Source organism: Streptomyces johnsoniae (assembly GCF_031845565.1).
GTDB lineage: Bacteria > Actinomycetota > Actinomycetes > Streptomycetales > Streptomycetaceae > Streptomyces > Streptomyces johnsoniae.
In genome coordinates this window covers 167,672-192,953 of the sequence record NZ_JAVREV010000015.1, presented here as the reverse complement: position 1 = coordinate 192,953, position 25,282 = coordinate 167,672, and the positions used below count along the sequence as shown (strand labels likewise).

Sequence of the window (25,282 nt, the reverse complement as noted above, 5' to 3'; positions counted from 1 at the left end):
GCGGGCGAATCGCCGATCGCGGCGAACCTGCTCCTCGTCATCGGCTCGCAGGAGTGAGCGTTCGTGCCCGCATCGGCCTGCCACCACCCCGGCGTCCTCGACCGCCGCACGGACGGCGCGTACTGCCCTCACTGCGATGCCCTGGTCTACACCGCCCGCGCCTGGGTCCCCCCTGCGGAGCCGCTGCGCGAGCCGCCCGCGCCACCGCTGACCGACACCGCCCGGACCGAAAGGACCGCACCATGACCCGCAGGCCCCTGGCCCGGGCCGGCCAGGTCATGACCTCCGTGGAAGTCACCGCGCAGACCGTGCGCCGCGGCGACCGACTGGCGATCGGCGGACAGGACTTCACCGTCCGCGACCTCACCACGATGCACCGCGGCACCAAACGACTGGAGTTCACCACCGGCGAGACGTTCACCATGACCAGCGGCACCGTCCGGTGGGCCGCCCGCCCCAGGTGACCGCCCCCGCGTGGCAGGGAGGGGGGCGCGGGCGTGCCGCGCCGGGCCCGGGGTAGGCGGCTGGAAACGGTTGCCGAGCGAGGGCGGTGACGAAAGTGGCGAGAATGGCGCTGTTCCGAGCGGTGCGCCGGCCGGCGTCCGGCGCCCGGACTCCCGTGCTGCAACGGCACACGAAGGGCGCGGTGCTGGCGCGGGGCGTGGTGCTCGCGGTGGCCATGGTCTGCATGGTGGCGTTCGCGGTCGCGCTGGCCCGGGTCACCCTGGTGCCCTCGCCCGGCTCCACGGAACTGGTGCACACCAACCTGCGGCCCGGGCACTCGATCCGTACCTACCTCGACCAGCCCGACTGGCAGGACACGGTCCGGCAGATCGGTGGCAACGTGCTGCTCGGGGTGCCGTTGGGCGTGCTGCTGCCGATGCTCTTCCCGCGCGTCCGCGGCCTCGTGCGGGTGATGGCGTTCACCGCACTGGTGATGATCATGGTGGAGATCGCGCAGGGCTGGATCGTGGCGGGCCGCGCGTTCGACATCGACGACGTCTTCCTCAACGTGACGGGGGCCCTGCTCGGCTACGCGCTCGCGGGCCGCCGGCTCGGCCGGGCCCTGCACCCCCGCCGCCACCACTGGTGGCACCGGTGGACCGGCGGACCCGCCGACGCGGAACGCGGTGCTGACGAGGACCACGGGCCCCGGGCCGCGTGACATGCTGGCCGAGAACGTGACGACAGCGCTTGAGGAGAACGACGTGGCGCCGATGCAGACACCCGATGTACTCGCCCGGGTGGCGGAGCTGCTGCGCGAGGCCCCTGTGGACCAGGACGGCGCGCTGTGGCGCCTCGGCCCCGCCGACCGCCAGCTCGACGCCAACGTGGTGCGTCTCGCCCCGCTCGCCGGCATCGCCGGACACATCGAACGGGACCTGGACGTCCTGCTGTTCGTGATCGAGGGGGCCGGGCACCTGGAGACGGACGCCGGGGACCTCGACCTCGTGCCCGGCACCATCACCTGGCTGCCGCGCGGCAGCCGCCGCGCCCTGTCCGCAGGGCCCGCCGGGCTGGTGCACCTCACGGTCCACCGGCGCCGCCCCGCGCTCGCCGTCCGGGGCACCGCGGCGGAGCAGGAGGGCGGCGAGGCGGCCTGCCTGCTCCACCGGGTCTGCACGGAGTGCGGGCGGCTGGCCGGCGAGCGGGACGCCCGCTACTGCGGCCGGTGCGGCACCCTCCTGCCCGAGGCGGCGTAAAGCGCGGCGTGCGGTCAGCCGCGTTCGAAGGCGAACGTGCGGCCGATCGTCGTGAACCCGAGGCGCTCGTACCAGTCGCGCGGCCAGTCCGCCTCGTCGGCCAGCAGGAACCGCGTGCCGCAGCCGGCGTCCGCGGCCCGGCGCAGCGCCGTGGTCAGCACGGCGCGGCCGTGTCCCTTCCCCAGGTGTTCCTCCGCGGTGAGCACGTCCTCGATCTGCGCGACGCCCGCGGCCGGGTCGAGGTAGAGGTCGGCCCAGGACGCGGGCTCGCCGTCCGGCGCGCGGGAGGCGATGAACTCCACGGTGTCCGCGCCGCGGTGGCGTACGGCGCGGCGCTCGACGAGCTGGCGGATCGCCTCCTCGTCGGCGGCCGGGAGGAATCCGCGCCAGCGTCGGACGAGCGGCGCGCGGAGCGCGTCGAGGCCGACCGCCTCGGCGGCGCCGCCCTCGGGCACCGGCCCGGTGTGCAGCATGACCAGGTGAACGGCCTTCGTGTAGCCGGCCGCGAGCAGGGCGGGGCCGCAGGCCGCTCCGGCCCGCTCGTCGAGCACGGTGATCAGGCGGTGCGGCAGGTGCCCCAGAAGCGCGTCGGCGGTGGCGGGCAGCGTGCCCGGGTCGGCTGCCCCGTCGACGATCAGCTGGTTGTCCGTGTGGGAGTGCCCCAGGGCGTCGTTGAGGACGGCGAAGCCGCCGGGCAGCGCGATCGTGCGCCCCGCCTGGCGGCGGGCGAAATCGGCCAGGAAGGAACGAATCCGCGGTAGGTGAGAGCCTGACATGGGGCCAGCCTAGAAGCCGCGGCGGAACGTACGCCTCCGCAATTCCGCCGGCGCACGCCGCGGGCCGGTCCGAGGGAGCGACCGGCCGCCGCCGGGCCTTTGGTACAGACCTGTTGACCGGGCCGGGAATTGCCCTTACTTTCGCACCGACCGCAGCTCCATTCCCCCACCCCCGGACGGCATTCGAAGCCCCGGGGACCTTGGAGAGGACGGCTATGGCCCTCGCCCACATCCTCCGCCGCTTCCGCGCCCCCGCCCTGACCGCCGGCCTGGTGGCCGGCACCGCGGCACTGCTCCCCGCCGGCCCGGCGGGCGCCGCACCCGCCGCCACCCCGTTCGAGAGCTACGGCGCGCTCGACGTGTGCGGCACCACGCTCTGCGGCGAAGACGGACAGCCGGTACAGCTGCGCGGCATGAGCACCCACGGCACCCAGTGGTACGCGCAGTGCGTCACCGACGGCTCCCTCGACGTGCTGGCCGACGACTGGGGCGCGGACGTGCTGCGCGTCTCCACCTACGTGCAGGAGGAGGGATACGAGACGGACCCCGAGCACTTCACCGAGCTGGCGAGCCGCATCATCGACCAGGCGACGGCGCGCGGGATGTACGTCATCGTCGACTGGCACATGCTCACGCCCGGCGACCCGAACGCCAATACGGAGCTGGCCGAGCAGTTCTTCACGGACATCACGGCGCGGCACGGCGACCAGGACAACCTGCTGTACGAGATCGCCAACGAGCCGAGCGGCGTGAGCTGGCAGGGCATCAAGAGCTATGCCGAGGACATCGTCCCGGTCGTGCGCGCGGGCGATCCGGACGCGGTCGTCATCGTCGGCACCCGCGGCTGGTCCTCGCTCGGCGTCTCGGAGGGCTCGGACGAGTCGGAGATCGTGGCCAACCCGGTGAACGCCGACAACATCATGTACACCTTCCACTTCTACGCCGCTTCGCATCAGGACGGGTACCTGTCGACGCTCTCCCGCGCGGCGGACCAGCTGCCGATCTTCGTCACCGAGTTCGGCACCCAGGAGTACACCGGCGACGGGCCGAACGACTTCGCGTTCGCCCAGCAGTACATCGACCTGATGGCCGAGAAGAACATCAGCTGGACGAACTGGAACTTCTCGGACGACTTCCGCACCGGCGCCGTGTTCGAGCCCGGCACCTGCGACAGCGGTTCCTGGGGCGACCCGGGTTCGCTGAAGGAGGCCGGCACCTGGATCAGGGACCGGATCGCCTGACGCCACGCCGCCGCCCGGCGCACTCCCCGCGCCGCCCCGCGCGCCTTGCCACCGTTCGCGGGGAAGGGATACGCAGACAGGCGGAGCCCGCCAGCCCGGCGGGGTGAACGGGGGTAAGGCCATGACCGGAACGGTCCGATGTCCCGTCGACGCGCTGCGCGCCGAGGAGTTCCCCTATGTCGAGGCGTCCGGCCGGGCCTACCTCGACCACACGGGCGCCGCGCTGCCGCCGGTGTCCCTGGTCCGCGGGCACGCGGAACGCGTCACCGGCGGCGTCTTCGGCAACCCGCACGCGGCGAGCCCCGCCTCCCGCGCCTCCACGGCGCAGGCGGCGGCGGCGCGGGCGGCCGTGCTGTCGTTCTGCGGGGCCTCGGCCGACGACTACACCGTGGTGTTCACGGCGAACGCCACCGCCGCGATCCGCCTGGTCGCCGAGGCGTTCTTCACCGCGGATGCCCCGGGCCCGCTCGCGCTGCTGGCCGACAACCACAACTCGGTGCTCGGCATGCGCCGTTACGCGGCCAGGGCCGGGGTGCCCGTCGGCGTGGTGCCGCTCGCGGACGATCTCACCGCGGGCTGGGACGCCGTCGCCGCCTGCCTCGACGCCTGCGAAACGGCGCGCGGCCCCGGCCTGTTCGCCTATCCCGCACAGTCCAACGCCAGCGGCGTGCGGCATCCGCTGGCGTGGGTGCGGGCGGCGCAGGGCCGCGGCTGGCGCGTGCTGCTCGACGCGGCGGCGCACGCGCCGACCGGCCCGCTCGACCTGTCGGCCGTGCCCGCCGACTTCGTCTGCCTGTCCTGGTACAAGATCACCGGTTATCCCCCGGGCGTGGGCTGCCTGGTGGCGCGGCACGACGCGCTGCGCGAGCTGCGCCGCCCGTGGTTCTCCGGCGGCACGGTGCTCGCCTCCGCCTCCGAGGCCGACTGGCACCTGTCCGCGCCGGCGCCCGAGCGCTTCGAGGACGGCACCCTGCCGTTCCTGCTGCTGCCCGACGTCACCGCCGCCGTCGCCTGGTACGCGGCCGTCGGGCGGGCGGCGTTCGCCCGGCACGCCGCGGCCCTCACCCGGCGGCTGCTGGACGGCCTCGGCGCGCTGCGGCACCCGGGCGGCGCCCCCATGGTGCGGCTGCTCGGCCCCGTCTCCGCGGCGGAACGCGGCCCGACCGTGGCGTTCCATCTGCTGCGCCGGGACGGCTCGCCCCTCGACGAACGCCTCTGCCTGGCCGCCGCGTCCGCCGCGGGCGTGGACGTGCGGTCCGGCTGCTTCTGCAACCCCGGCGTCGCGGAGGTGGCCAACGGCATGACGCGGGAGATCGTTCGCGCGGCGCTGTCCGGCGGGGGCCCGGCCGACCTGGACGGCTACCTGCGCCGGCTGCGGGTGCCCGCGCAGGGCGCCGTCCGTGCCTCGGTCGGCGCCGCCACGCACGCCGCGGACGTGGACCGCCTGCTCGCCGTGTGCGCCGAGGTGGCGGCGCGCCCGGGGCCGGGGTCCGCCGGGCCGCGCACCGGCTGCTGAGCGGGTCCGCCCGGCGGTAATCCCGTTGCCGGGCCCGGCGCGCCCTGCTGGGGTGGGCTCATGGATCATGCCGCGGTGCTCGACCTGTTCGACCGTTCGATGCGGCGCGGGGCGGTGGCCGACGCGCCCGGCGCCCGCGTCGAGCACGCCGGGAATGTGGTGCGGCAGGTTGGCGTGGACGCGGCGGCCGGCGCCTGGGAGGGCGTGCTCTGGTCGGACCTCGACGCGTCCACGGCGGATGCGGACATCGCCGCGCAGACGGCGTATGCCGCCGCGCTCGGCCGGGAGTTCGAGTGGAAGGTCTACTCGCACGACCGGCCGCGGGACCTGTCGGACCGGCTGCGGGCCGTGGGCTTCGTGCCGGAGCCGCCGGAGACGCTGATGGTCGCGGAGACCGCCGCCCTGTCGGCCGCGGACGAGCCGCCCGCGGGTGTTCGCCTGCGGGCCGTAGCGGACGAGGCGGACATCGCCGCGCTCGCGGACGTGCACGACGAGGCGTTCGGCGGGGCGCTGCCGCCCCGGCTGCGGCTGCGGCTGCACGCGCAGCTCGGAGCCGGAGCCGGGGCCGGAGCCAAGGCCGGGGCCGGGGCCGGGGCACCGGCCGCCGGCGGCACGAGGACCGTCGCGGTGCTGGCCCTGGCGGACGGCCGGGCGGTGAGCGCGGCCCGCATGGAGCTGGTGGCCGGCGCGCCGTTCGCCGGTCTTTGGGGCGGCGGCACCGCGCCGGAGTGGCGGGGCCGCGGTATCTACCGCGCCCTGGTGGCGTACCGGGCCTCCCGCGCCGCGGCGCTCGGCCACCGCTACGTGTACGCGGACGCCTCCGATCTCAGCCGCCCGATCCTCGCCCGCCTCGGCTTCTCACCGCTGAGCATCACTACTCCCCACGTGCTCCGGCCGGTCGGAAAAGACTATCCCGAGTGAACGGCTATCCCGTTCATATGTAGAAATGATGCTCGGCTGAACGCCATTGGCGGAATTCACGGTGCGTCTGGTACCCATGCTTCAGGGCATTCCGGATGCGCGAGGCTCCTCGACGACCAACTCCGCATCACACCGCCATTTTTTACCGGTGTTCGACATCCGTGAGCGTGGAGACTTACCCGTGACAGACGCTGTGGCAGATGAAGAAGACGCCGTCGCGATCGTGGGCGTGGCCTGCCGGATGCCCGGGGGTGCCGACGACCTGGCCGGGCTCTGGGACATCCTGGAGCAGGGCCGGGACGTGGTCACCACCGTACCGCCGGACCGCTTCGACACCGGGCGGTTCGTCGACGCCCGCGGACCGCGCCCGGGACGCAGCCTCACCGCGGCGGGCGGATTTCTCGACGACGTAAGTCAGTTCGACGCGGAATTCTTCGGCATTTCCCCCCGCGAGGCGTCGCGGGTCGACCCGCAGCAGCGTCTGCTTCTCGAACTCGCGGTCGAAGCATTGGACGACGCGGGGCAGGACAGGGCCGCGCTGGCCGGCTCGGACACCGCGGTGTTCATCGGCATTTCCGGCCACGACTACGCCGATCTCCAGGCGGCGGACACCGACAGCGTCAACGCCTGGACCATGGCAGGCGGCACGGCGGCCAATGCGGCCAACCGCATTTCCTACACCCTGGACTGGCACGGCGAGAGCGCCGCCGTCGACACCGCCTGCTCCTCGTCCCTCACCGCCCTGCACCTCGCCTGCGGTCACCTGCGGGCCGGGCGTTCGCGCGCGGCGCTCGCCGGCGGGGTCAGCATCCTGCTCAACCCCGCGCCGTTCGTCGGCTTCTCCGCCGCCGCCATGCTCTCCCCCACCGGGCGCTGCCGCTCCTTCGCCGCCGACGCCGACGGCTACGTCCGCTCCGAGGGCGGCGGCGCCGTGCTGCTCAAGCGGCTCGCCGACGCCCTGGCCGACGGTGACCGCGTCCACGGCCTGATCCTGGCCACCGGCGCGAACAGCGACGGGCGCACCGCGGGCCTGTCGGTGCCCAACTCGGCCGCCCAGGAAGCGTTGCTGCGGGAGACCTACGCCCGGGCCGACGTGCCTCCCGACGACCTCGTCTACTTCGAGGCGCACGGCACCGGCACGCCCTCGGGTGACCCGATCGAGTGCGCCGCGATCGGCCACGCGCTGGGCCGGCACCGCACCACGGGGCCGCTGCCGATCGGCTCCGTCAAGAGCAACCTCGGCCACCAGGAGTGCGCTTCGGGGATGGCCGGTCTCCTCAAGGCGCTCCTGGTGCTCCGGCACCGCCGCATTCCGCGGACGCTGCACGCCGAGCCGCTGAACCCGCACATCCCGTTCGACGCCTGGGGCCTCGCCCCCGTGCTCGGCGACCTGCCGGTGCCCGCCACGGCGGCCAGGCCGGTCGTCGGCGTCAACTCCTTCGGCTTCGGCGGTGCGAACGCCCACGCCGTGCTGGCCGCTCCGCCGCCGCCGCGGCCCCGGCCGACACCGGCGGCCCCGCGGCCCGTTCCGCGGCCCGTTCCGCTGACCGTTTCCGGGCGCACGCCCCGCGCCGCGGCCGCCATCGCGGGCCGCATGGCCGACCGTCTCGCGGCGGCCGGGGACGCCGAGTTCCGCGACGCGGCCTGGACGGCCACCAGGCGGCGCGCACACCACGAGCACCGCGCCGTCGTGCTGGCCGACAGCCCCGCCGAGGCGGCGCACGCCCTGCGGGCGCTGGCCGCCGGCGGCCGGGCGCCGGGTGCCGCCACGGCGACGGCCGTGGCCAGGGGCCGGACGGCGTTCGTCTTCTCCGGCAACGGCTCGCAGTGGGCGGGCATGGGCGCCGGGCTCCTCGCCCGCGAAGAAACGTTCGCGGCGGCCGTGGCCGACGTCGACAAGGCGCTGGCCCGCCACCTGGGGTGGTCCGTGGCCACCGCCCTGGCCTCCGGCGTCCACGCGGACCCGGGCCTGGCGGACGCCGCCGTGGCGCAGCCGCTGCTGTTCGCCGTCCAGGCCGGTCTGGTCAGCCTGCTGCGCGCGCACGGCATCACGCCGTCCGCGGTGCTGGGGCACAGCGTCGGCGAGATCGCCGCCGCCTGGGCGGCCGGTGCCCTCGACCTGCCCGCGGCCGCGCTGGTCGTGGCCGCGCGCAGCCGTACGCAGGCCGCCACGGCGGGCGCGGGCCGGATGGCCGCCGTGGGGCTCCCCGAGGCGGCGGCACACAAGGAACTGGCCGCGTTCGGCGGCCGCGTCGAGATCGCCGGCGTCAACAGCCCGCGCGACGTCACCCTCGCCGGGCCCGCGGCGGACCTGGCGGAGCTGGGGCGTCAACTGAACGGCCGGGACGTGTTCTTCCGCATGCTGGACCTCGACTACGCCTACCACAGCCGGTCCATGGACCCGATCGAGGAGCCGCTGCGCGCCGCCCTCGCCCGCCTGCGCCCGGCCCGGCCCGCCCTCCCGTTCGCCTCGGGCGTCACCGGGGCGCTGCTGGACGGCACGGACCTCGACGGCGACTACTGGTGGCGCAACGTGCGCGAGCCGGTGCTGTTCGCCGAGGCCGCCGAGGCGCTGCTCGCCGAGGGCTGCGACGTGCTGGTCGAGATCGGTCCGCACCCCGTCCTGACGCCCTACCTGCGGCGCGTGACCAACCTGCGGGCGGAGCCGGCGGCCATCGTGCCCACGTGCCGCCGCGAGGACGACGGGCCGGACCGGATGCACCGGGCGGTGGCGAGGATTCTGGCCTCGGGCGCCGCGGTGGACTGGTCCGCGGTCTTCCCCGAGCCCGGGCGCGTCGTCGACCTGCCCGCCTACCCCTGGCAGCGGGAACGGCACTGGAACGGCGCCCCCGGCTGGTGGTCGCGTTCCGGCGAAGGCGAAGGCGAAGGCGAGGCGGGCGGCGGCCCCCACCCGCTGCTCGGCCCCCGGCTGCCCGCCGGGGACGCCGTCTGGTCGGGCCCCGTGGAGCCCGCCCGCGTGCCGTGGCTGGCCGACCACCGGGTGGACGGCCTCGTCGTGATGCCGGGCGTGGCCTACCTGGAGATGGCCTTCGCCGCCGCGGGGCAGCTCGCCCCAGGCCCCGTGGAGGTCCAGCACCTGGCGATCAGCCGCGCCATCGTGCTGCCCTGGGACGACGAGGCGGCGGGCGGCCCGCGGGTGCAGGTCTCCGCGGGACCCGACGGACAGGCCCTGCGGATCGCCACCCGCGAGGGCGCCGACGCCGACTGGCGCGAACACGCACGCTGCCGCGCCCGCCGGCTACTGCGCGCCGTGCCGCCGCCCCTGGACGTCGATGCCGTCCTGGCGCGGCTCCGGCCCTGGCCGGGCGCGGCGGAGGCGTACGAGCAGGCCGCGCGCCGCGGCCTCGGCCTCGGGCCCGCGTTCCGCGTCGTCACCGGCCTGTGGGCGCGCGACGGCGAGGCGCTCGCGGCCTTCGCCGGCGAGGTGGACACCACCGGGTACCGGGCCCACCCGGCGCTGCTGGACGGAGTCATGCAGGCGGGCGCCTGCCTCGCGGCCGAACTCACGGGCCAGGACGCCCTGTTCCTGCCCGCCGCCGTCGAGAGCGCCCGCAGCTGGGACGACGTGCCCGCCGCGGGCTGGCTGCACGCCCGCTGCCGGGAGGTCACGGGCACCGAGGTCGGCTGGGACTTCACCGTCACCGACGGAACGGGGCGCGTCGTCATGGAGTTGACGGGCTGCCGGCTGCGGCTGTTCGCCCGCGGCGACAGCACGGCGCAGCGCCTGACGACGGTGCTGCGCGCCGCCCCGCGCGCGGCGGACGGCGCGCCGTGCGCCCTGCCCGCGCCCGGCGCGCTGCTGGAAGCGAGCGCGGCGCGGCGCGCCGCCCTGACCGCGGCCCACCGCGCCCAGCGGCCCGAACGCGCCCGGCGCGCCGCACGTGAGGTGCAGGCGCAGCTGGCGGCCCGCGCGCTGGCCGAGCTGCTGCCGGACGCGGACGAGGTGGGGCTGCCCGCGCTGCTGGCCGCCGGGGTGCTGCCGAAGTACGCGGGCCTGTGCCGGCTGCTCCTCGGCCTCGCCGCGGAACACGGGCTGCTGGCGCCGCCCCCCGGCGGCGGGGAACAGCCGCCGCGGCGCGTCGCCGCGCCGCCGGAGCCCGGCCGTGCGGTGCGGGCCGTGCTGTCCGCCGCGCTGCTCGACCAGCCGGGTTCGCTCGCCCTGTTCTGCCACTGCGGGGAGCACCTCGCCGAGGTGCTGTGCGGCCGGGCCGACCCGGTGGAGGTGCTGTTCGCCGATGCCGACCGGCACCTGGTGGAGCAGTTCTACAGCGACACCCCGGACTGCCGCTTCCACAACAGGACGGCGCGGGAGCTGCTGCGGGCCGCGGTCGAGGCGTGGCCGGCGGACCAGCCGCTGCGCATTCTCGAGGTCGGCGGCGGCACCGGCGGGATGACCGCGGAGCTGCTCCAGGTGCTGCCGCCGGAGCGCACCACCTACGTCTTCACCGACGTCTCCCCCGCCTTCCTGCCGCGGGCCAGGGCCCGTTTCGCCGCGCACGACTTCATCGAGTACCGGACGCTCGACCTGGCGGGGGACCCGGTGGCGCAGGGGCTGCCCGCGGGCGGCTTCGACCTGGTGGTCGCGGCGAACGCGCTGCACGTGACGGCCGATCTGCGGGACTGCCTGCGGAACGTGGCGGGGCTGCTCGCGGACGGCGGCCAGCTGCTCGCGTTCGAGTTCCACGACGCGCGCCTCGGCGCCATCGCCTTCGGACTGCTCGACGGTTTCTGGGCGTTCACCGACACGGAGCTGCGCACCGCGTCGCCGCTGCTGCCCGCGGACCGCTGGGCGACGCTCCTCGCCGAGTGCGGGTTCACGGATGTGTGCCGCGCCGGGGAGCCGGTGGCGGACGGCGCGGAGCCGGCGATGTCCGTGCTGCTCGCCCGCCGGGCGGGCGGGCCCGCCGCGGCGGACTGCGGGCCGCCCGCGGCGGCCGGGGCGGGCCTGGTCGTGGCCGCGGAGCGGCCGGCGGACGCGGCGGCGCGCGCCCTTGCCGCGGAGCTCGGCGCGGCGGCCGGGGCGCCGGTGCCCGTGGTGGACGTGGTGGACGTGGTGGACATGGTGGACATGGTGGACGTGGGCGCGGCGGGCGGGTTGCCGGGCGAAGTGCTCTCCGGTGTGCGGGGCGCGCCGCACGTCATCTTCCTGCTGGCGGACGACCCGGCCGCGGCGGACCCCGCGGGGGCGCTGGACGAGGCGGTGCGGCGCACCGCGTTCCTCGCCGCGCTCGCCGGGCACGAGCCGTTCGTCTCGGCGCCAGGTGCCGCGCTGTCCCTGGTCACGCGGCCGTGCGGGGCGCTGCCCGCGCCCGCGGGCGTCTCGCACGTGCGGGACGCGGCCGTGTGGGCCGCGGCCCGCACCTTCGGGAACGAGCGGCCGGGGGTCGCCGTGCGCCGCATCTCGTTGGACCGCGGGCCCGATCCGGCCGCCGACGCCCGGCGGCTGGCCCGGGAGCTGCTGGCGCCGGACGACGGCGACGAGGTGGTGCTGACCCGCAGGGGCCGCTTCACGCCGCGCATGCTGCCGCTGGGCGCCGCGGCGGACGAGGGCACGGGCGAGGACGCGGACGCGGCGACGGACGCGGCGACCGGCACGGGCGAGGGCGAGGGCGCGGAACGGGCGCCGTTCCGGCTCCAGTTGCGCGAGGCGAGCCTGACGCCGCGGCTGGCCTGGGTGCCCGCGCCGACCGCCACGCCAGGGCCCGGCGAACTGCTGATCGAGGTGCGGGCCGCGGGGCTCAACTACCGCGACGCGCTCCTCGCCACCGGGCTGCTGCCAGCGGGGGCGGAGGACGGTGCGGCCGTGGCGCACCGGCTCGGGCTCGAATGCGCCGGCGTGGTCCGCGCAACGGGCGCCGGTGTGGCGGAGTTCGCGCCGGGCGATCGGGTGTTCGCCCTGGCGCCGGGTTCGCTCGCCTCGCAGGTCGTCACGGACGCGCGTTCCGCCGGGCGCCTGCCCGACGGCATGGACTTCGCGGCGGGCGCGACCCTGCCCGTCGTGTGGTTCACGCTGCACCACGGCCTCGAACGGCTGGCCCGTCCGGTACCGGGCGAAACGGTTTTGGTGCACGGCGGGGCCGGCGGAGTGGGCCTGGCCGCCGTGCACCTGCTGCGGTCGCTCGGGGTCACCGTGATCGCGACCGCGGGCACGCCCGCGAAGCGCAGCCTGCTGCGGCTGCTCGGCGTCGAGCACGTGCTGGACTCGCGGAGCCTGCGCTTCGCCGAGGAGGTGCGGGAGCGCACCGGCGGCCGGGGCGTCGACGTCGTGCTCAACTCGCTGGCCGGCGAGGCTCTTACCCGGGGCCTCGAACTGCTGCGCACCGGCGGGCGGTTCGTCGAGCTGGGCAAGCGCGACATCTATGCGGACAGCCCGTTGCCGATGCGGCTGCTGCGGGACAACATCAGCGTGTTCGTCGTGGACGCCTCCCGGCTGGCGGCGGCCGCGCCCGAGCTGGCCGCCGAGCGCTTCCGCGCCGTGGCGGAAGGGGTCGCGGCGGGCACCTACCCGCCGCTGCCGCACCGGCGGTGGCCGGCCGCGGGCGTCGGGCAGGCGCTGGCCGCGCTCCAGCACTCCAGGCACCTGGGGAAGGTCGTCATCGACCTGACGCGCCCGCCGCGGGTGGCACGTCCCGCCGAGCCGCCCGCCCTGGACCCGGGCGGCACCTATCTGGTGGCGGGCGGCCTCAGCGGGCTCGGCGCCGACACCGCGCGTCGGCTCGCCGGGCGCGGGGCCGGGCACCTGGCGCTGCTGTCGCGCCGCGGCGCGGACACCCCGGGCGCGGCCGAGCTGCTCGCGGCCCTGCACGACCTCGGCGCGCGGACGTCCGTGCACGCGGCGGACGTCACGGACGAGGCGGTGCTGCGCGGGATCGTGGCGGACGCCGCGGCGCGGGGGCGGCCGGTGCGGGGCGTCGTGCACGCCACCATGCACATCGACGACGCGCCGCTCGCGGAGCTGTCGGCGGAGCGCATCCGGGCCGTGCTGGCGCCGAAGTTCCTCGGCGGCGCGCTGCTCGACGGGCTGACCGCCGAACTGCCGCTGGATCTGTTCCTGGCCTACTCCTCGTTCGCCGCGGGCGTCGGGAACCTGGGGCAGGCGGCCTACGCCGCGGGGAACCTGTATCTCGAAGCGCTGGTCCGCCGACGGCGCGCGGCGGGTTCTCCCGGGCTGGCCGTGGCGCTCGGCACGCTGGGCGAGACGGGCTTCGCGGCGCGCGATCCGCTGCTGACGAACCGTCTTGAGCGGATCGGGGTGCACCCGATGACGCCGGCGGAGGCGCACGCCGCGAGCCTGGCCTTCGAGGCGGCGGGCGTCGGCGTGGGCACCGTCGGGCACTTCGACTGGGACCGGCTGCGCGAGGTGATGCCGGGGGTGAACGGTCCGCGCTTCGCGGCCGTCCTCTCCGAGGGCGGCGGCCGGCCGCGCGACGGGGGCCCCGAGGAGCTGGGCAGACGCCTTTCCGGCCTGTCGGATGAGGAGGCCACGGGCGTGGTCGCCGACGTACTCGCGGAGGAGCTGGCCAGAGTGCTGCACACCGAGCCGGACCGCATCGACCGGGCCCGCCGCCTCGACCGGCTGGGCATGGACTCGCTGATGGCCGCGGAGCTGGTGGTCGCGGCGCGGCGGCGCCTGGGCTGCGACCTGCCGGCCCTGGAGATCATGAACGCCTCCGGACTCACCGACCTCGCCCGGCGCACCGTGCCCAGGGTCGGCCGCGCCGCGCGGAAGGAGCATACGGGTGTCCGGGCATGACACCGGAGAGGTGCGGGACTTCGCTTACGAGGGGTTCCGTTACAGCTGCCGGGTGGTGGCGGCGCACCGCCCGCGCCTCGACCCGGTGCTGATCCTGGGCGGGGCGTTCCAGGACAAGGACTCCTGGCGGCAGCACCAGCCGTACTTCGGCGCGATGGCCGACCTGGTCACCGTCGACCTGCCGGGCTGGGGCGACGCGGACGACCTGCCGGCCCGTTACGGCTACGACTTCCTGGCCGCCGCGCTTGAGCACCTGCTCACCGGGCTCGGCCGGCCGCGGGTCAACCTGGTGGGGGCGTCCTACGGATCGCTGGTGGCCTACTGCCTGGCGCAGCGCTGCCAGGACCGGATCGCGCGCATGGTCCTCAGCGGCGCGTTCGACGGCGTTCCCGCGCACACCAGGGCCACGCACGAGCGGACGGTGGAGTTGCTCGCGGCCGGCCGGACCGTGGAGTTCACGGAGGTGATGCTGTCGCTGCTGGCGCCGCGGACGCGGGCCGGGGCCGCGGACGGGCGGAACGAGGCACTGACGCGGCTGCTGCGCGCCCAGTTCGCCGGGATGACGCCGGAGGCGGCCGTCCGGTACGCGGAAAACTCGGCGCGGGTCCTCGCCCATCCGCGGCTGCGGTCCGGGGGGCACGACGTGCCGACGCTGGTGCTCGCCGGTGAGCTGGACCTGTGCACGCCGCCGGAGACGGGCCGGCGGGTGGCGGCGATGATCCCCGGGGCGGCCTTCGTGACGGTGCCGGACGCGGGCCACCTGATGTGGCTTGAGCGGCCCAGGCAGTTCGTCGGGCTGCTCGACGACTTCTTCTCGGGCCGGTCCGTGGGCGAACTGGCCTGCGGCGCACGGTGACCCGGGCGCCCGGGTCAGGCGGCGCGGACGGCGGCCGTGCAGCGGCGGTGCAGGTCCGCCACGACGGCGGGCAGGTCGCGGAACGCCGGGTTGTGGGTCTGGCCGTGGTGGTAACGGTAGGTGATCTGCTGGGCGATGGCCGCGAGCCGGAACCGGCCGAAGGTCTCGTAGAACGGCCAGTGGTCCGCGTGCAGGCCGGTGCGTGCGCAGTAGCGGGCCACGATCTGGGCGCGGGTGTACATGCCGGGCAGGTGGCTCGGCTGGCGGCGGGCGGCGAGGGCGGCGGGGCCGTCGCCGGCCTCGGTCCAGTAGGCGAGGGCGCTGCCGAGGTCCATCAGGGGGTCGCCGATGGTGGCCATCTCCCAGTCGAGGACACCGCGCACGCGCAGGTCGTCGGCGTTCAGGACGAGGTTGTCCAGCCGCCAGTCGTTGTGGATGACGCGGGCCCCGGTGTCGGCCGGCCGGTGGGCGGCGAGCCAGGAGGTGACGGCGGCGAAGTCGGGCGAGCCTGGCGTGCGGGCCCGTTCGTAGCGGCGGGTCCAGCCCTCGACCTGGCGCCGCACGTAGCCTTCGCCGCGGCCGAGTTCCGCCAGGCCGGGAGTCGTGGGGTCGACGCGGTGCAGCTCGACGAGGGTGTCGACGTAGGTCTCCGAGAGGGCTGTGGCGCGGGCGGTGTCCAGGGCGAGTCCCGGGGGCGGGTCGCGGCGCAGGACGACGCCGGGCACGCGGTCCATCACCAGGAAGTCGCAGCCGATGACGGCGGGGTCCCGGCACAGCGCGCGGACGGCGGGCACCAGGGGGAACGCGGGCGCGAGCGCCCGGAGCACGTGGTGTTCGCGAACCATGTCGTGGGCGGACGCGGCCTTGTGTCCTGCGGGCGGGCGGCGCAGGACGAGTTCGGCGCCGGGGTAGCGCAGCAGGTAGGTGAGGTTGGAGGCGCCGCCGGTGAACTGGGAGACCTCGGGGGTGCCGGTCAGGTGCGGAAGCTGCCGTTTGAGCCAGGTGTCGACGCGGGCGACGTCGAAGGCGTCCTCGGCGCGGACGGCGTTCACAACTGCTCCTGCTCCTGCTGCTGCTCCTGCTGCGCGGCGAGTTCGAGGCGGGCGACGAGGGCGAGGTGCACTTCGTCGGGTCCGTCGGCCAGGCGCAGCGCGCGGGCGGTGGCGTAGGCGGCGGCGAGCGGGGTGTCGTCGGAGAGGCCGGCGGCGCCGTGCAGTTGGACGGCCATGTCGACGACGTCACAGGCCATGGCGGGCACGGCCGCCTTGACCTGGGACAGCGGACCGCGGGCCGCGGCGGGCCCCCGGGTGTCGAGCAGCCAGGCGGCGTGCAGCACGTGCAGCCGCGCCTGGTCGATGGCGATGCGGGCGCGGGCGATGCGTTCGCGGTTGCCGCCGAGGTCGGCCAGCGGCCGGCCGAAGGCGGTTCGGGCCGTGGCGCGGCGGCAGGCGAGGTGCAGGGCGCGTTCCGCGAGGCCGATCAGGCGCATGCAGTGGTGGATGCGGCCGGGGCCGAGCCGGGACTGGGCGATGGCGAAGCCGTGGCCCGGGCCGCCGATGACCGCGTCGCGGGGCAGACGCACATCGGTGAAGGTGACCTCGCCGTGGCCGTAGGGCTCGTCGTAGTGGCCGAGCACGGGCAGCATCCGTTCGATGCGGACGCCCGGGGTGCCGGTGGGGACGAGCACCATGGAGTGCCGCCGGTGGCGCTCGGCGGCGGGGTCGGTGAGACCCATGAAGACGAGGAACCGGCAGTCGGGGTGGCCGAGGCCGGTGCTCCACCACTTGCGGCCGTTGAGGACGACCTCGTCGCCCTGGACGACGGCGGTGGCGGCCATGGTGGTGGCGTCGGAGGAGGCGACGCCGGGCTCGGTCATGCAGAACGCGGAACGGATCTCACCGGCGAGCAGCGGCGCGAGCCACCGGTCGCGCTGCTCGCGGGTGCCGTGGTGCAGCAGGACCTCGGCGTTGCCGGTGTCGGGGGCGTTGCAGTTGAAGACCTCGGGCGCGAGCGGCGAGTGGCCCATCTGCTCGGCGAGCGGGGCGTATTCGGCGGTGGTGAGGCCGGGCCCGTGCGCCGGGTCGGAGAGGTAGAGGTTCCACAGCCCGGCGGCGCGGGCGGCGGCCTTCAGCTCGGCGGTCACGGGCGGAACGGTCCACGGTCCCGGCCGTTCGCGTGCGGCGCTCAGGTGCGCCCGGTGTGCGGCCTCGGCGGGCAGGATCTCCGATTCGAGGAAGTGGCGCACGGATTCGAGGTAGCCGCGCGCCCGGGGAGTGTGCGCGAAGTCCACGTCGGCCTCCTCGTGCGGTCGTGTGGTGCGTGCCCGGGGAGGTTAGCGGCGGGCGGGGCGCGGCTCAACAGGGCGTGCCCTCCCGCGGTCTCGCGCGGTCTCGCGCGGTCTGGCGCGCGCGGCGAGGCGGGGCTACGGTCGGCCGGTGGAGACGATGCCTGCGGGACGGCTTGACGTGGCGGCGGGACGGTTCGCCGTCGAGGAGGTTCCGGTGCCGGAGCCGGGACCGGGCGAGGTGCTGATCGAGGTGCGGGCGGCGGGGGTGTGTCTCTCGGACGCGCACCTGATCGACGGCTCGCTGCGGCCGCTGTACCTGGCGGGCGAGAAGGTGACGCTGGGGCACGAGGTGGCGGGCGTGGTGCACGCGGCCGGCCCGCGGCTCGTGGGCGACTGGGCGCCCGGGCGGCGGGTGCTGCTGGCGGCCGGGCAGAGCTGCGGGGTGTGCCCCTCGTGCGTGCGCCGCAGGCCGTGCCCGCGGGTGCTGACTCGCGGTGTGGACTACGACGGCGGGTGGGCGCGGTACGCGCTGGCCCGCGAGGACACGCTGGTGCCGATTCCGGATGGGCTGCCGTTCGAGCAGGCGGCGATCATCCCCGACGCGGTCTCCACGCCCTACGCGGCCGTCGTGGGAACGGCGGGGGTGCGGCCTGCGCAGTCGGTGGGGATCTGGGGCGCGGGCGGCCTGGGGGCGCACGCCGTGCGCCTGGCGCGGCTGGCGGGCGCGGTGCCGGTCATCGCCGTTGACCCGCTGCCCGTGGCCAGGGAACGGGCGCTGGCCTTCGGCGCGGACGCCGCCCTCGACCCGGCGGCGCCCGACTTCACCGCGGCGGTGCTGCGTGCGACGGGCGGCGCGGGTCTCGACGTCGCGCTCGACGTCGCGGGCGTGCCCGCGGTGCGCGAGCAGGCCGCGGCGGTGCTCGGCGCGGCCGGTGTGCTGGTGCTGGTGGGGCTGACGCACGCGCCGTTGACGATCACGCAGGGCACGCGGTTCAGCTATCTGGGCAACCAGGTGCGCGGCCACTACGGTTCAGGACCAGGGCACATCGAGGAGCTGATCCGGCTGGCCACGACGGGCCGCCTGGACCTGGGGCCCTCGGTCAGCGGCCTGGTGCCGCTGACCGAGGCGCCACACGCGGTGGAACGGCTGACGAGCGGCGCGGACCGGCCGGTCCGCCTGGTGCTCGTGCCGTGAGCGGTCAGGCGTTCCTCGTCGGGAAGAACTTCACGCTGCCGGCCCCTTCGCTCTCGAAGCCGGCGCCGGACTGGATGTCCCGCGGCAACTCGTAGGTGCAGGCGCCGTCCGCGTACAGGCGGGCGGTGAACACCGTCGCGTTGAAGCCGCCCACGGCGGGCTCCTCAGGGTCGGCCAGCGGGTAGCACAGGTACGGCTCGGGAAGATCGACAACGTTCTCGTTGCCGCCGAGGGTGTGGTACCTGAACTCCCCGGTCTGTGCCTGGGCGGTGACGGCCGGTCCGGTGACGGCGATGAGGGCGGCGGCGGCCAGGGTGCCCGCGGCGTGTCGAATGCGCATGATGTCCTCTCGGCTTGGCAATGGCCCTGCGTGGCGGCGCCGCTGCGGGGCAGCGCCGTGATCGGGGCCAATGAACACCGCCCGTGCTACCCGGTGCAATCGCCCGCATGCACTGCGTACTTCCTTCGTGTGATCCTCGTCCCACGGGCGAGTGGCCGACGAGGCGGCGGTGTGTGGCAGAATCACCCACAAGGTCACGAGTGACAGCGCTGATGGACCCCGGTCCGCTGTCCGGCAACCCTCCTGCCGTGGTGGGGTGCTCCGGGTGATGACCGGGCCGCGGACAGCAAGGTCCGTGGCAAGCGCGGATCTTGGAGTTTTTCGCCATGACCACTCTGTCCTGCGGCACGCTGCCCGGAAACACGCACGCCCCCACCGGCCCCGCGCTGCCCGTACTGAGCGACGGGGTGCGCGTGCCGCTCGCCGCCGGCGGCGAAGTGGAGTACGCGGCCCTCGACTACGCGGCCAGCGCCCCCGCCCTGCGCTCGGTGTGGGCGGACGTCGCGGAGTTCGCGCCGCTGTACGGCAGCGTGCACCGCGGCGCCGGGTATCTTTCGCAGCGCGCCACGGAGTTGTTCGAACGCAGCCGGGAGACGGTGGCCTCGTTCCTCGGCTGCCGCCCGGACGACCGGGTGGTGTTCACCCGGTCCACCACCGACTCGCTGAACCTGCTGGCCACCGCGCTGCCCGCGGGCACGCACGTCTTCGTCTTCGAGACCGAGCACCACGCGGCGCTGCTGCCGTGGCGCCGCCACCACGTCACGCACCTGCCCGCGCCCCGTTCCCGCGCGGCGGCCGTGCGCGCCGCGGAGGCGGCCCTCGCGGACGCGCCCGCGGGCGCGCCGAAGCTGCTGTGCGTCACCGGGGCGTCCAACGTCACCGGCGAACTGTGGCCGGTGCGCGAACTGGCCGCGGCCGCGCACCGGCATGGCGCCCGCGTCGTGCTCGACGCGGCCCAGCTGGTGCCGCACCGGGCGGTGGACGTGTCGGAGCTGGACGTCGACTGGGTGGCGTTCTCGGGCCACAAGCTGTACGCCCCGTTCGGCTCGGGTGTGCTGGCCGGCCGCGCGGACTGGCTGGACACGGCCGAGCCGTATCTGGCGGGCGGCGGCGCGACGCGCGTGGTGGCGCGCGGCGCGGACGGCCGGCTGACGGCGGAGTGGTCGGCGGGCGAGGCCAGGCACGAGGCGGGTTCGCCGAACGTGATCGGGGCCTACGCCATCGCGGCCGCCTGCCGGGCACTGTCGGCGGCCGGGTACGGGGCGCTGGCCGAGCACGAGGAGCGGCTGCTCGGGGTGCTGCGGGACGGTCTCGCGGCGGTGCCCGCGGTCCGGGAGCTGTCGCTGTTCGGCCAGGACGCGCCGCGGATCGCGGTGGTGTCGTTCACGGTGGCGGGCCGGGACAGCGCGGAGTTCGCGCGGGAGCTGTCGGAGCGCTACGGGATCGGGGTGCGCTCGGGACTGTTCTGCGCGCAGCCGCTGGTGCGCCGGCTGCTGGGCGAGGCGGACGCGGACGGCGACTGCGAAGGGCCCGTGCAGGCGATCCGGGCCAGCTTCGGCGCCGGGACCCCGGCCGAGCACGTGCACCGCCTGATCCGCGCGGTGCGGGAGCTGGCAGGCTGAGGCCGCGGACGACGCGGCCCCGGCCGGGAGCGGCCACGGACCCGTTCACGTCATGACGGGTCGTGTCACGACGTGTGTTCGAGAAAGCGCAGCACCGCAAGGACCCGGCGGTGGCCCGGCTCGGTGGGGGGCAGCCCCAGCTTGAGGAAGATGTGGGCGACGTGCTTCTCGACCGCGCGTTCCGAGACGACGAACGACGCGGCAATGGAATGGTTCGTCCTCCCCTCCGCCATCAGCGCCAGCACCTCGCGCTCGCGCGGCGTCAGCGCGTCGAGCGCGTCGCCACGCCGGACCGCGCCGAAGAGGCGGCCCACGACGTCGGGGTCGAGGGCGGTGCCGCCTGCCGCCACCCGGCGCAGGGAGTCGGTGAACTCGGCGATGTCCATCACCCGCTCCTTCAACAGGTAGCCGACCCCCGCCGCGCCGTCGCCGATCAGTTCGGCGGCGTACCTCGTCTCGACGTACTGGGAGAAGATCAGCGTCCCGGTGCCCGGGTGGTCCCTGCGGATGGCGACGGCCGCCCGCAGTCCCTCGTCCGAGTGGCCGGGCGGCAGCCGGATGTCGATGACGGCGGCATCCGGCCGGTGTTCCGCGACGGCGGCGAGCAACGCCTCCGCGTCCCCGACGGCGGCTGCGACTTCGATGCCCCGCAGGCCCAGGAGCTGGACGAGGCCCTCCCGCAGGATGGCGGAGTCCTCGGCGATGACGATGCGCATGTGCTTCCGTTCGCTGATGCGGTGGTCTTCCGGCCTGCCGGCCCAGGCCCGCTCAGTCCGCCTGCCGACGGGCGGGCAGTTCGACGGTGACAGTGGTCGGCCCACCGGCCGGGCTGGTACAGGCGAGTGTGCCGTCCACCGTACGGACCCGGGCCAGCAGTCCGGTGAGCCCGCTGCCCGCTCCGGGCAGCGCCCCGCCGGCCCCGTCGTCCCACACGGTCAGCACCAGGGTGTCGCCCCGCACCCGGACGTCCACCAGGACGCGGGTGGCGCGGCTGTGCTTGGCCGCGTTGGCGAGCAGTTCGGCGGCGCAGAAGTAGGCGATGGACTCGACGGCGGGGGCCGGCCGGAACGGCAGGGCGGTCGTCAGGTCGGTGGGCAGGGGCCCGTCGGTGACGAGCGTGGCGAGCGCGGTGGCCAGGCCCTGATCAAGAACGGGTGGGTGGATGCCTCTGACCAGGCCCCGTAGATCGGACACGGCCGCCGAGGCGTTGCTCCTGGCCGTCTCGATCACGGCCAGGACCTGTTCCGGGTCCGCGCCGGCCTCGATCAGCTCCTGGATCGTGGCGAGGTGCACCCCGAGTCCAACCAGCCGGGCCTGCGTGCCGTCGTGCAGGTCGCGTTCGATGCGGCGCAGGGTGGCCGCGGCGTCGTCGACCGCCTGGGCGCGGGTCTCCTCCAGCGTCCTGATGCGGCGGTCGCGGTCGTCGGTGACGCCGGGGCCGAGGAGCGCTCGCTGCAGCAGCACGTGTGAAGTGGTGGCGACCCGCAACAGCCATGGCGCCGCCAGCAGCAGCAGGGCCCCTACCGCCATGGGCACCAGCCAGCGGGGCCAGGTGTCGAGTTGTACCCCCGCCACCTCGAGCGCGACGTGGTCGATGCTCCCGTCGGAGCGGCGGACCGTGTGGTTGTTCCAGTGCCGGACCACCGGGTGGGCGAACAGCAGGAGCCCGTACACGTATCCGACCAGCACCGCACACACCGGAAGCAGCGCGGCGAACGGCGCGGTGAGCGCGTATCCCACGGCACGCCAGCCGTCCCGCTGGGTCAGCCGCGCCCTCCGCCACCCCAGGGCGCCCCGCCACGACGGCTCGTTCCCCTCCGGGATGTCGGCCGGACGGTCGATCCGTTGACCGAGGAGTGCCCCGGTCAGGGCCCGCTGGACGTCGCCCAGGGCGAGCGCACCACGGACGGTGAGCGCCATCAGCCACAGGCCGAAGGTCGTCCAGGACAGCACCCCCGCAACGAGAAGTCCGGCGAGCACCAGCACCAGCCCCAGGAGCGCGAGGGGCAGCGCGCACACGGCACACAGCACGGCGGCGAGTGCCCGTGGCGCGAAGGGCGAGGCCAGGCGCGGGCGGCCCGGGCGAAGCCGGTCCCCGGTCCGGTACTGGTTCACTCGCCGCTGGTTCATGAGTCCCCCACTCGGGATCGTCGTCCACGGGCCGCCGGCCGCACACGTTCCGGCGCCGACGAGGGCGTCGGCCTCACAGTTGGTTCACGACGGGCCACGCCAGTGCGCCGCCGATCGCGACGGTCAGCAACGCCCTGACGAGGGTCGGGCCCGGGGCATGGCCCGTGCCCAGCAGCGCGGTGAGGAGCCGGCTCTGGGAGGTGGTCAGCCCCCGGCCTATCCAGGGCATCACGAGCAGGAACGTCACCCCACCGGGAATGGCATGCGTCAGCCAGGCGCCGACGAGCGTCGGCCCGCCCCAGTCCGTCTCCGGGTGGGCGTCCGGCCGCAGCGGATAGCCCAGGTTCATCGGCACCAGCCACCAGCCGTAGACGGTGACCAGCGCGGCGACCAGGTTAAGCGGCAGCGACAGCACCGCGTGCGCCAGCCCTCGCACCCTCCCGGCGCGCTCGGGCGCGGCGACCTCGACGCCGAGCAGCACTCGGGCCAGGCCCCGTTGCACCCGGCCGGCCGGCCCCCCGGCCAGGGCCAACGGCACGCACAGCGCGCCCACGGGCAAGGCGAGCAGCAGGTAGGCGACGCGCTTCCAGGTCTCGGCGAGGAACGGTCGGCGCAGGACGGTCAAAGCGCGGGCGGTGGCGGTGCGGCTCTCGGTCATGCGTCCAGCCTGCGCAGCGCGGGTGGGGAGATCCACCGTGCGACCACGGAGATCCGGGGTTCGGTTTCCCCCACCCGGCCGCCGTGGCGCGGGTGCGCCGGCCCGCCGGAACCGCACTCGAACGGCTGCATCCGCTTCGCGCAGCCGCACCGCCCGCCCGCCCGCCCGCGGTCAGGCGGAGAGGACCGCCGCCAGGCGGGCCAGTGCCCAAGTCAGCTCCTCCCGGGTGATCGTCAGCGGCGGGGCGAGGCGGATCGTCGAGCCGTGGGTGTCCTTCACCAGCACTCCCTCGGCCATCAGCCGCTCGCTGATCTCCCGCCCGGTGCCGATCGCCGGGTCGATGTCGACACCGGCCCACAGGCCGCGGCTGCGGTGGCCGACGACCCCGCGGCCCGCCAGGGCGGCAAGGCCCGCGTCGAGCACCTCGCCCAGCTCCGCGGCCCGCCGCTGGTACTCGCCGGTGCGCAGCAGGTCGAGCACGGCGGAGCCGACGGCCGCGGCCAGGGGATTGCCGCCGAACGTGGAGCCGTGCTGCCCCGGGCCCAGCACGCCGAGCACCTCCCGGCGGGCCACGACGGCCGAGACCGGCACGATCCCGCCGCCCAGGGCCTTGCCGAGCAGCAGCACGTCCGGCAGCACGCGCTCGTGCTCGACGGCCAGGGTGGCGCCGGTGCGGCCCAGGCCCGACTGGATCTCGTCGGCGATGAACAGCGCGTTCGCGCGGCGCGTCAGGTCCCGCACGCCCGCGAGGTAGCCGTCGTCCGGGATCACAACGCCCGCCTCGCCCTGGATGGGCTCGATCAGCACGGCCGCGGTGGTCTCGTCCACCGCCGCCTCCAGGGCCGGCAGGTCGTTGTAGGGAACGACGCGGAAGCCGGGGGCGAACGGGCCGAAGCCCTCCCGGGCGACCTCGTCGGTGGAGAAGCCGACGATCGTCGTGGTGCGGCCGTGAAAATTGTCCGCGGCCACCACGACCGTCGCCCGGTCCCGGGCCACGCCCTTGACCTCGTACGCCCACTTGCGGGCGACCTTGACCGCGCTCTCCACGGCCTCGGCGCCGGTGTTCATGGGCAGCGTCATGTCCAGGCCGGTCAGCTCCGCGAGCCCTTCTGCGAAGCCGGCGAGCCGGTCGTTGTGGAAGGCCCTGGAGGTCAGGGTGAGCTGGTCGAGCTGGCGGTGCGCCGCCTCGATGAGCGCCGGGTGGCGGTGGCCGAAGTTCAGCGCGGAGTACCCGGCGAGCATGTCCAGGTAGCGCCGCCCCTCCACGTCGCTGACCCACACTCCTTCGGCGCGGGCGACGACCACCGGCAGCGGGTGGTAGTTGTGCGCGAGGGCGGTGTCCTCGGCGCGGATCAGCTCCGCCGAGGAACGGGTGGCGGCCTGGGCGGTCGGTGCGGTCATGACCTGATCTCCTGGGTGCAGCACTTGATGCCTCCGCCGGCCTTGCGCAGCTCGGACAGGTCGACGGGGACGGGAACGTATCCGCGGCGGTCCAGCTCGGCGATCAGGCCGGACGCCTCGGGGGCGATGAACACGTGACGGCCGTCGGAGACGGAGTTGAGGCCGAAGGCCATGGCGTCGGCCCCGGTGGCGATGACGGCGTCGGGGAACAGCCGCCGGAGCACCGCGCGGCTGCCCGGGGAGAACGCCTCCGGGTAGTACGCGACGTTCTCCTCGTCCAGCGCGAACAGCGCCGTGTCCAGGTGGTAGAACAGCGGGTCGGTCAGGCGCAGGCCGACCGTCGGCACGCCGAACAGCTCCTGCGCCTCCGCGTGCGCGGCGATGGCCGTGCGGAAGCCGGTGCCGGCCAGGATCATGCCGCCGACGGGCACGAGGTCGCCCTCGCCCTCGCAGACGGCCTGGGGCTCGTGGACGTCGAAGCCGGCGTTCTTGAACCACAGCTCGTAGGCCGCGCTCTCCGGCTGCCGCTGCACGGCGTGGAACCGGGAGCCGAGGACGCGGCCGTCCAGAACGAGCGCCGCGTTCGCCGCGAAGACCATGTCGGGCAGTCCCGGCACCGGCGCGACCGTCTCCACGGTGTGGCCGTGGTCGCGGTAGGCCCGCAGGAGGCCGTGCCACTGGGTGAGGGCCAGAGCGGTGTCCACCGGCGCGTCCTCGCGCATCCAGGGATTGATGGCATACCGCACGTCGAAGAACCGGGGTTCGCAGGTCAGGTAGCGCCTGGGGCGCCGAACGCGCGTGACTGGCATGTCTTCCACGGTAGGAACGCCCCAGGCGGGCGACAAGAAACCACGATTGCGTA

General features: G+C 75.3%; 20 protein-coding genes and 1 riboswitch. Of the genes, 11 read left to right on the top strand and 9 right to left on the bottom strand.

Annotated features, from left to right (window positions below; genetic code table 11):
* Positions 1–63 precede the first annotated feature (63 nt).
* The 4 genes from RM779_RS25000 to RM779_RS24985 all read left to right on the top strand — a co-directional run bounded on the left by RM779_RS25000 (position 64) and on the right by RM779_RS24985 (position 1,703).
* Entirely contained in the window at positions 64–246 is a 183-nt protein-coding gene (locus RM779_RS25000) for a hypothetical protein (protein ID WP_311620000.1), read from the top strand.
* Entirely contained in the window at positions 243–464 is a 222-nt protein-coding gene (locus RM779_RS24995) for a hypothetical protein (protein ID WP_311619999.1), read from the top strand. Before RM779_RS25000 ends, RM779_RS24995 begins: the two co-directional genes overlap by 4 nt.
* 104 nt (positions 465–568) lie before the next feature.
* The gene (locus RM779_RS24990) at positions 569–1,165 is read left to right on the top strand and encodes a VanZ family protein (RefSeq protein ID WP_311619998.1); all 597 of its coding nucleotides are present in this window, start codon (positions 569–571) and stop codon (positions 1,163–1,165) included.
* 52 nt (positions 1,166–1,217) lie between these two features.
* Positions 1,218–1,703, top strand: a complete 486-nt coding sequence (locus RM779_RS24985) for a cupin domain-containing protein (RefSeq protein ID WP_311620032.1) — start codon at positions 1,218–1,220, stop codon at positions 1,701–1,703.
* 14 nt (positions 1,704–1,717) lie between these two features.
* Here RM779_RS24985 and RM779_RS24980 read toward each other — a convergent pair whose 3' ends face one another.
* Positions 1,718–2,479 carry a GNAT family N-acetyltransferase gene (locus RM779_RS24980; protein ID WP_311619997.1) on the bottom strand — a complete coding sequence of 254 codons (762 nt, stop codon included), beginning with the start codon at positions 2,477–2,479 and terminating at the stop codon, positions 1,718–1,720.
* Between the two features lie 215 nt (positions 2,480–2,694).
* On the opposite strand from RM779_RS24980, the gene RM779_RS24975 reads away from it, so the two are divergent.
* The 5 genes from RM779_RS24975 (at position 2,695) to RM779_RS24955 (ending at position 14,787) form a co-directional block, all read left to right on the top strand.
* Positions 2,695–3,720 (top strand): glycoside hydrolase family 5 protein, encoded by a 1,026-nt coding sequence (locus RM779_RS24975; protein WP_311619996.1) that lies wholly within the window; start codon positions 2,695–2,697, stop codon positions 3,718–3,720.
* Positions 3,721–3,841: 121 nt separating this feature from the next.
* Positions 3,842–5,236 carry an aminotransferase class V-fold PLP-dependent enzyme gene (locus RM779_RS24970; RefSeq protein ID WP_311619995.1) on the top strand — a complete coding sequence of 465 codons (1,395 nt, stop codon included), beginning with the start codon at positions 3,842–3,844 and terminating at the stop codon, positions 5,234–5,236.
* Between the two features lie 60 nt (positions 5,237–5,296).
* Entirely contained in the window at positions 5,297–6,157 is an 861-nt protein-coding gene (locus tag RM779_RS24965; RefSeq protein WP_311619994.1) for a GNAT family N-acetyltransferase, read from the top strand.
* Between the two features lie 181 nt (positions 6,158–6,338).
* Positions 6,339–13,931 (top strand): SDR family NAD(P)-dependent oxidoreductase, encoded by a 7,593-nt coding sequence (locus RM779_RS24960; RefSeq protein WP_311619993.1) that lies wholly within the window; start codon positions 6,339–6,341, stop codon positions 13,929–13,931.
* On the top strand, positions 13,918–14,787 hold the full coding sequence (locus RM779_RS24955) for an alpha/beta fold hydrolase (RefSeq protein WP_311619992.1): 870 nt from the start codon (positions 13,918–13,920) through the stop codon (positions 14,785–14,787). Before RM779_RS24960 ends, RM779_RS24955 begins: the two co-directional genes overlap by 14 nt.
* 14 nt (positions 14,788–14,801) lie before the next feature.
* Here RM779_RS24955 and RM779_RS24950 read toward each other — a convergent pair whose 3' ends face one another.
* Positions 14,802–15,839, bottom strand: a complete 1,038-nt coding sequence (locus RM779_RS24950) for a phosphotransferase family protein (protein WP_311619991.1) — start codon at positions 15,837–15,839, stop codon at positions 14,802–14,804.
* Positions 15,836–17,077 carry an acyl-CoA dehydrogenase family protein gene (locus tag RM779_RS24945; protein WP_311619990.1) on the bottom strand — a complete coding sequence of 414 codons (1,242 nt, stop codon included), beginning with the start codon at positions 17,075–17,077 and terminating at the stop codon, positions 15,836–15,838. Before RM779_RS24945 ends, RM779_RS24950 begins: the two co-directional genes overlap by 4 nt.
* A 145-nt stretch (positions 17,078–17,222) precedes the next feature.
* Between RM779_RS24945 and RM779_RS24940 the strand changes: the two genes are divergently transcribed.
* Positions 17,223–18,269 carry a zinc-binding dehydrogenase gene (locus tag RM779_RS24940; protein ID WP_311619989.1) on the top strand — a complete coding sequence of 349 codons (1,047 nt, stop codon included), beginning with the start codon at positions 17,223–17,225 and terminating at the stop codon, positions 18,267–18,269.
* A 4-nt stretch (positions 18,270–18,273) separates the two neighbouring features.
* Here the strand turns inward: RM779_RS24940 and RM779_RS24935 are convergent, their stop codons facing one another.
* The gene (locus tag RM779_RS24935; RefSeq protein ID WP_077062361.1) at positions 18,274–18,609 is read right to left on the bottom strand and encodes a hypothetical protein; all 336 of its coding nucleotides are present in this window, start codon (positions 18,607–18,609) and stop codon (positions 18,274–18,276) included.
* A gap of 192 nt (positions 18,610–18,801) precedes the next feature.
* A riboswitch (SAM riboswitch) is annotated at positions 18,802–18,920 on the top strand.
* Positions 18,921–18,935: 15 nt separating this feature from the next.
* On the opposite strand from RM779_RS24935, the gene RM779_RS24930 reads away from it, so the two are divergent.
* Positions 18,936–20,231 carry an aminotransferase class V-fold PLP-dependent enzyme gene (locus RM779_RS24930; protein WP_311619988.1) on the top strand — a complete coding sequence of 432 codons (1,296 nt, stop codon included), beginning with the start codon at positions 18,936–18,938 and terminating at the stop codon, positions 20,229–20,231.
* Between the two features lie 65 nt (positions 20,232–20,296).
* Here RM779_RS24930 and RM779_RS24925 read toward each other — a convergent pair whose 3' ends face one another.
* From RM779_RS24925 to ddaH, 5 genes are all read right to left on the bottom strand, one after another.
* The gene (locus tag RM779_RS24925; RefSeq protein ID WP_311619987.1) at positions 20,297–20,947 is read right to left on the bottom strand and encodes a response regulator transcription factor; all 651 of its coding nucleotides are present in this window, start codon (positions 20,945–20,947) and stop codon (positions 20,297–20,299) included.
* A 52-nt stretch (positions 20,948–20,999) separates the two neighbouring features.
* Complete coding sequence (locus RM779_RS24920) at positions 21,000–22,361, bottom strand: sensor histidine kinase (RefSeq protein WP_311619986.1); 1,362 nt, start codon at positions 22,359–22,361, stop codon at positions 21,000–21,002.
* A 73-nt stretch (positions 22,362–22,434) separates the two neighbouring features.
* Positions 22,435–23,019, bottom strand: coding sequence for a hypothetical protein (locus RM779_RS24915; protein ID WP_311619984.1), 585 nt, complete (start codon positions 23,017–23,019; stop codon positions 22,435–22,437).
* Positions 23,020–23,190: 171 nt separating this feature from the next.
* A complete protein-coding gene (gene rocD / locus RM779_RS24910) occupies positions 23,191–24,420 on the bottom strand; it encodes an ornithine--oxo-acid transaminase (RefSeq protein ID WP_311619983.1) in 1,230 nt (409 codons plus the stop codon).
* The gene (gene ddaH, locus RM779_RS24905) at positions 24,417–25,229 is read right to left on the bottom strand and encodes a dimethylargininase (RefSeq protein ID WP_311619982.1); all 813 of its coding nucleotides are present in this window, start codon (positions 25,227–25,229) and stop codon (positions 24,417–24,419) included. The genes rocD and ddaH overlap by 4 nt, the downstream gene beginning before the upstream one ends.
* Positions 25,230–25,282 lie beyond the last annotated feature (53 nt).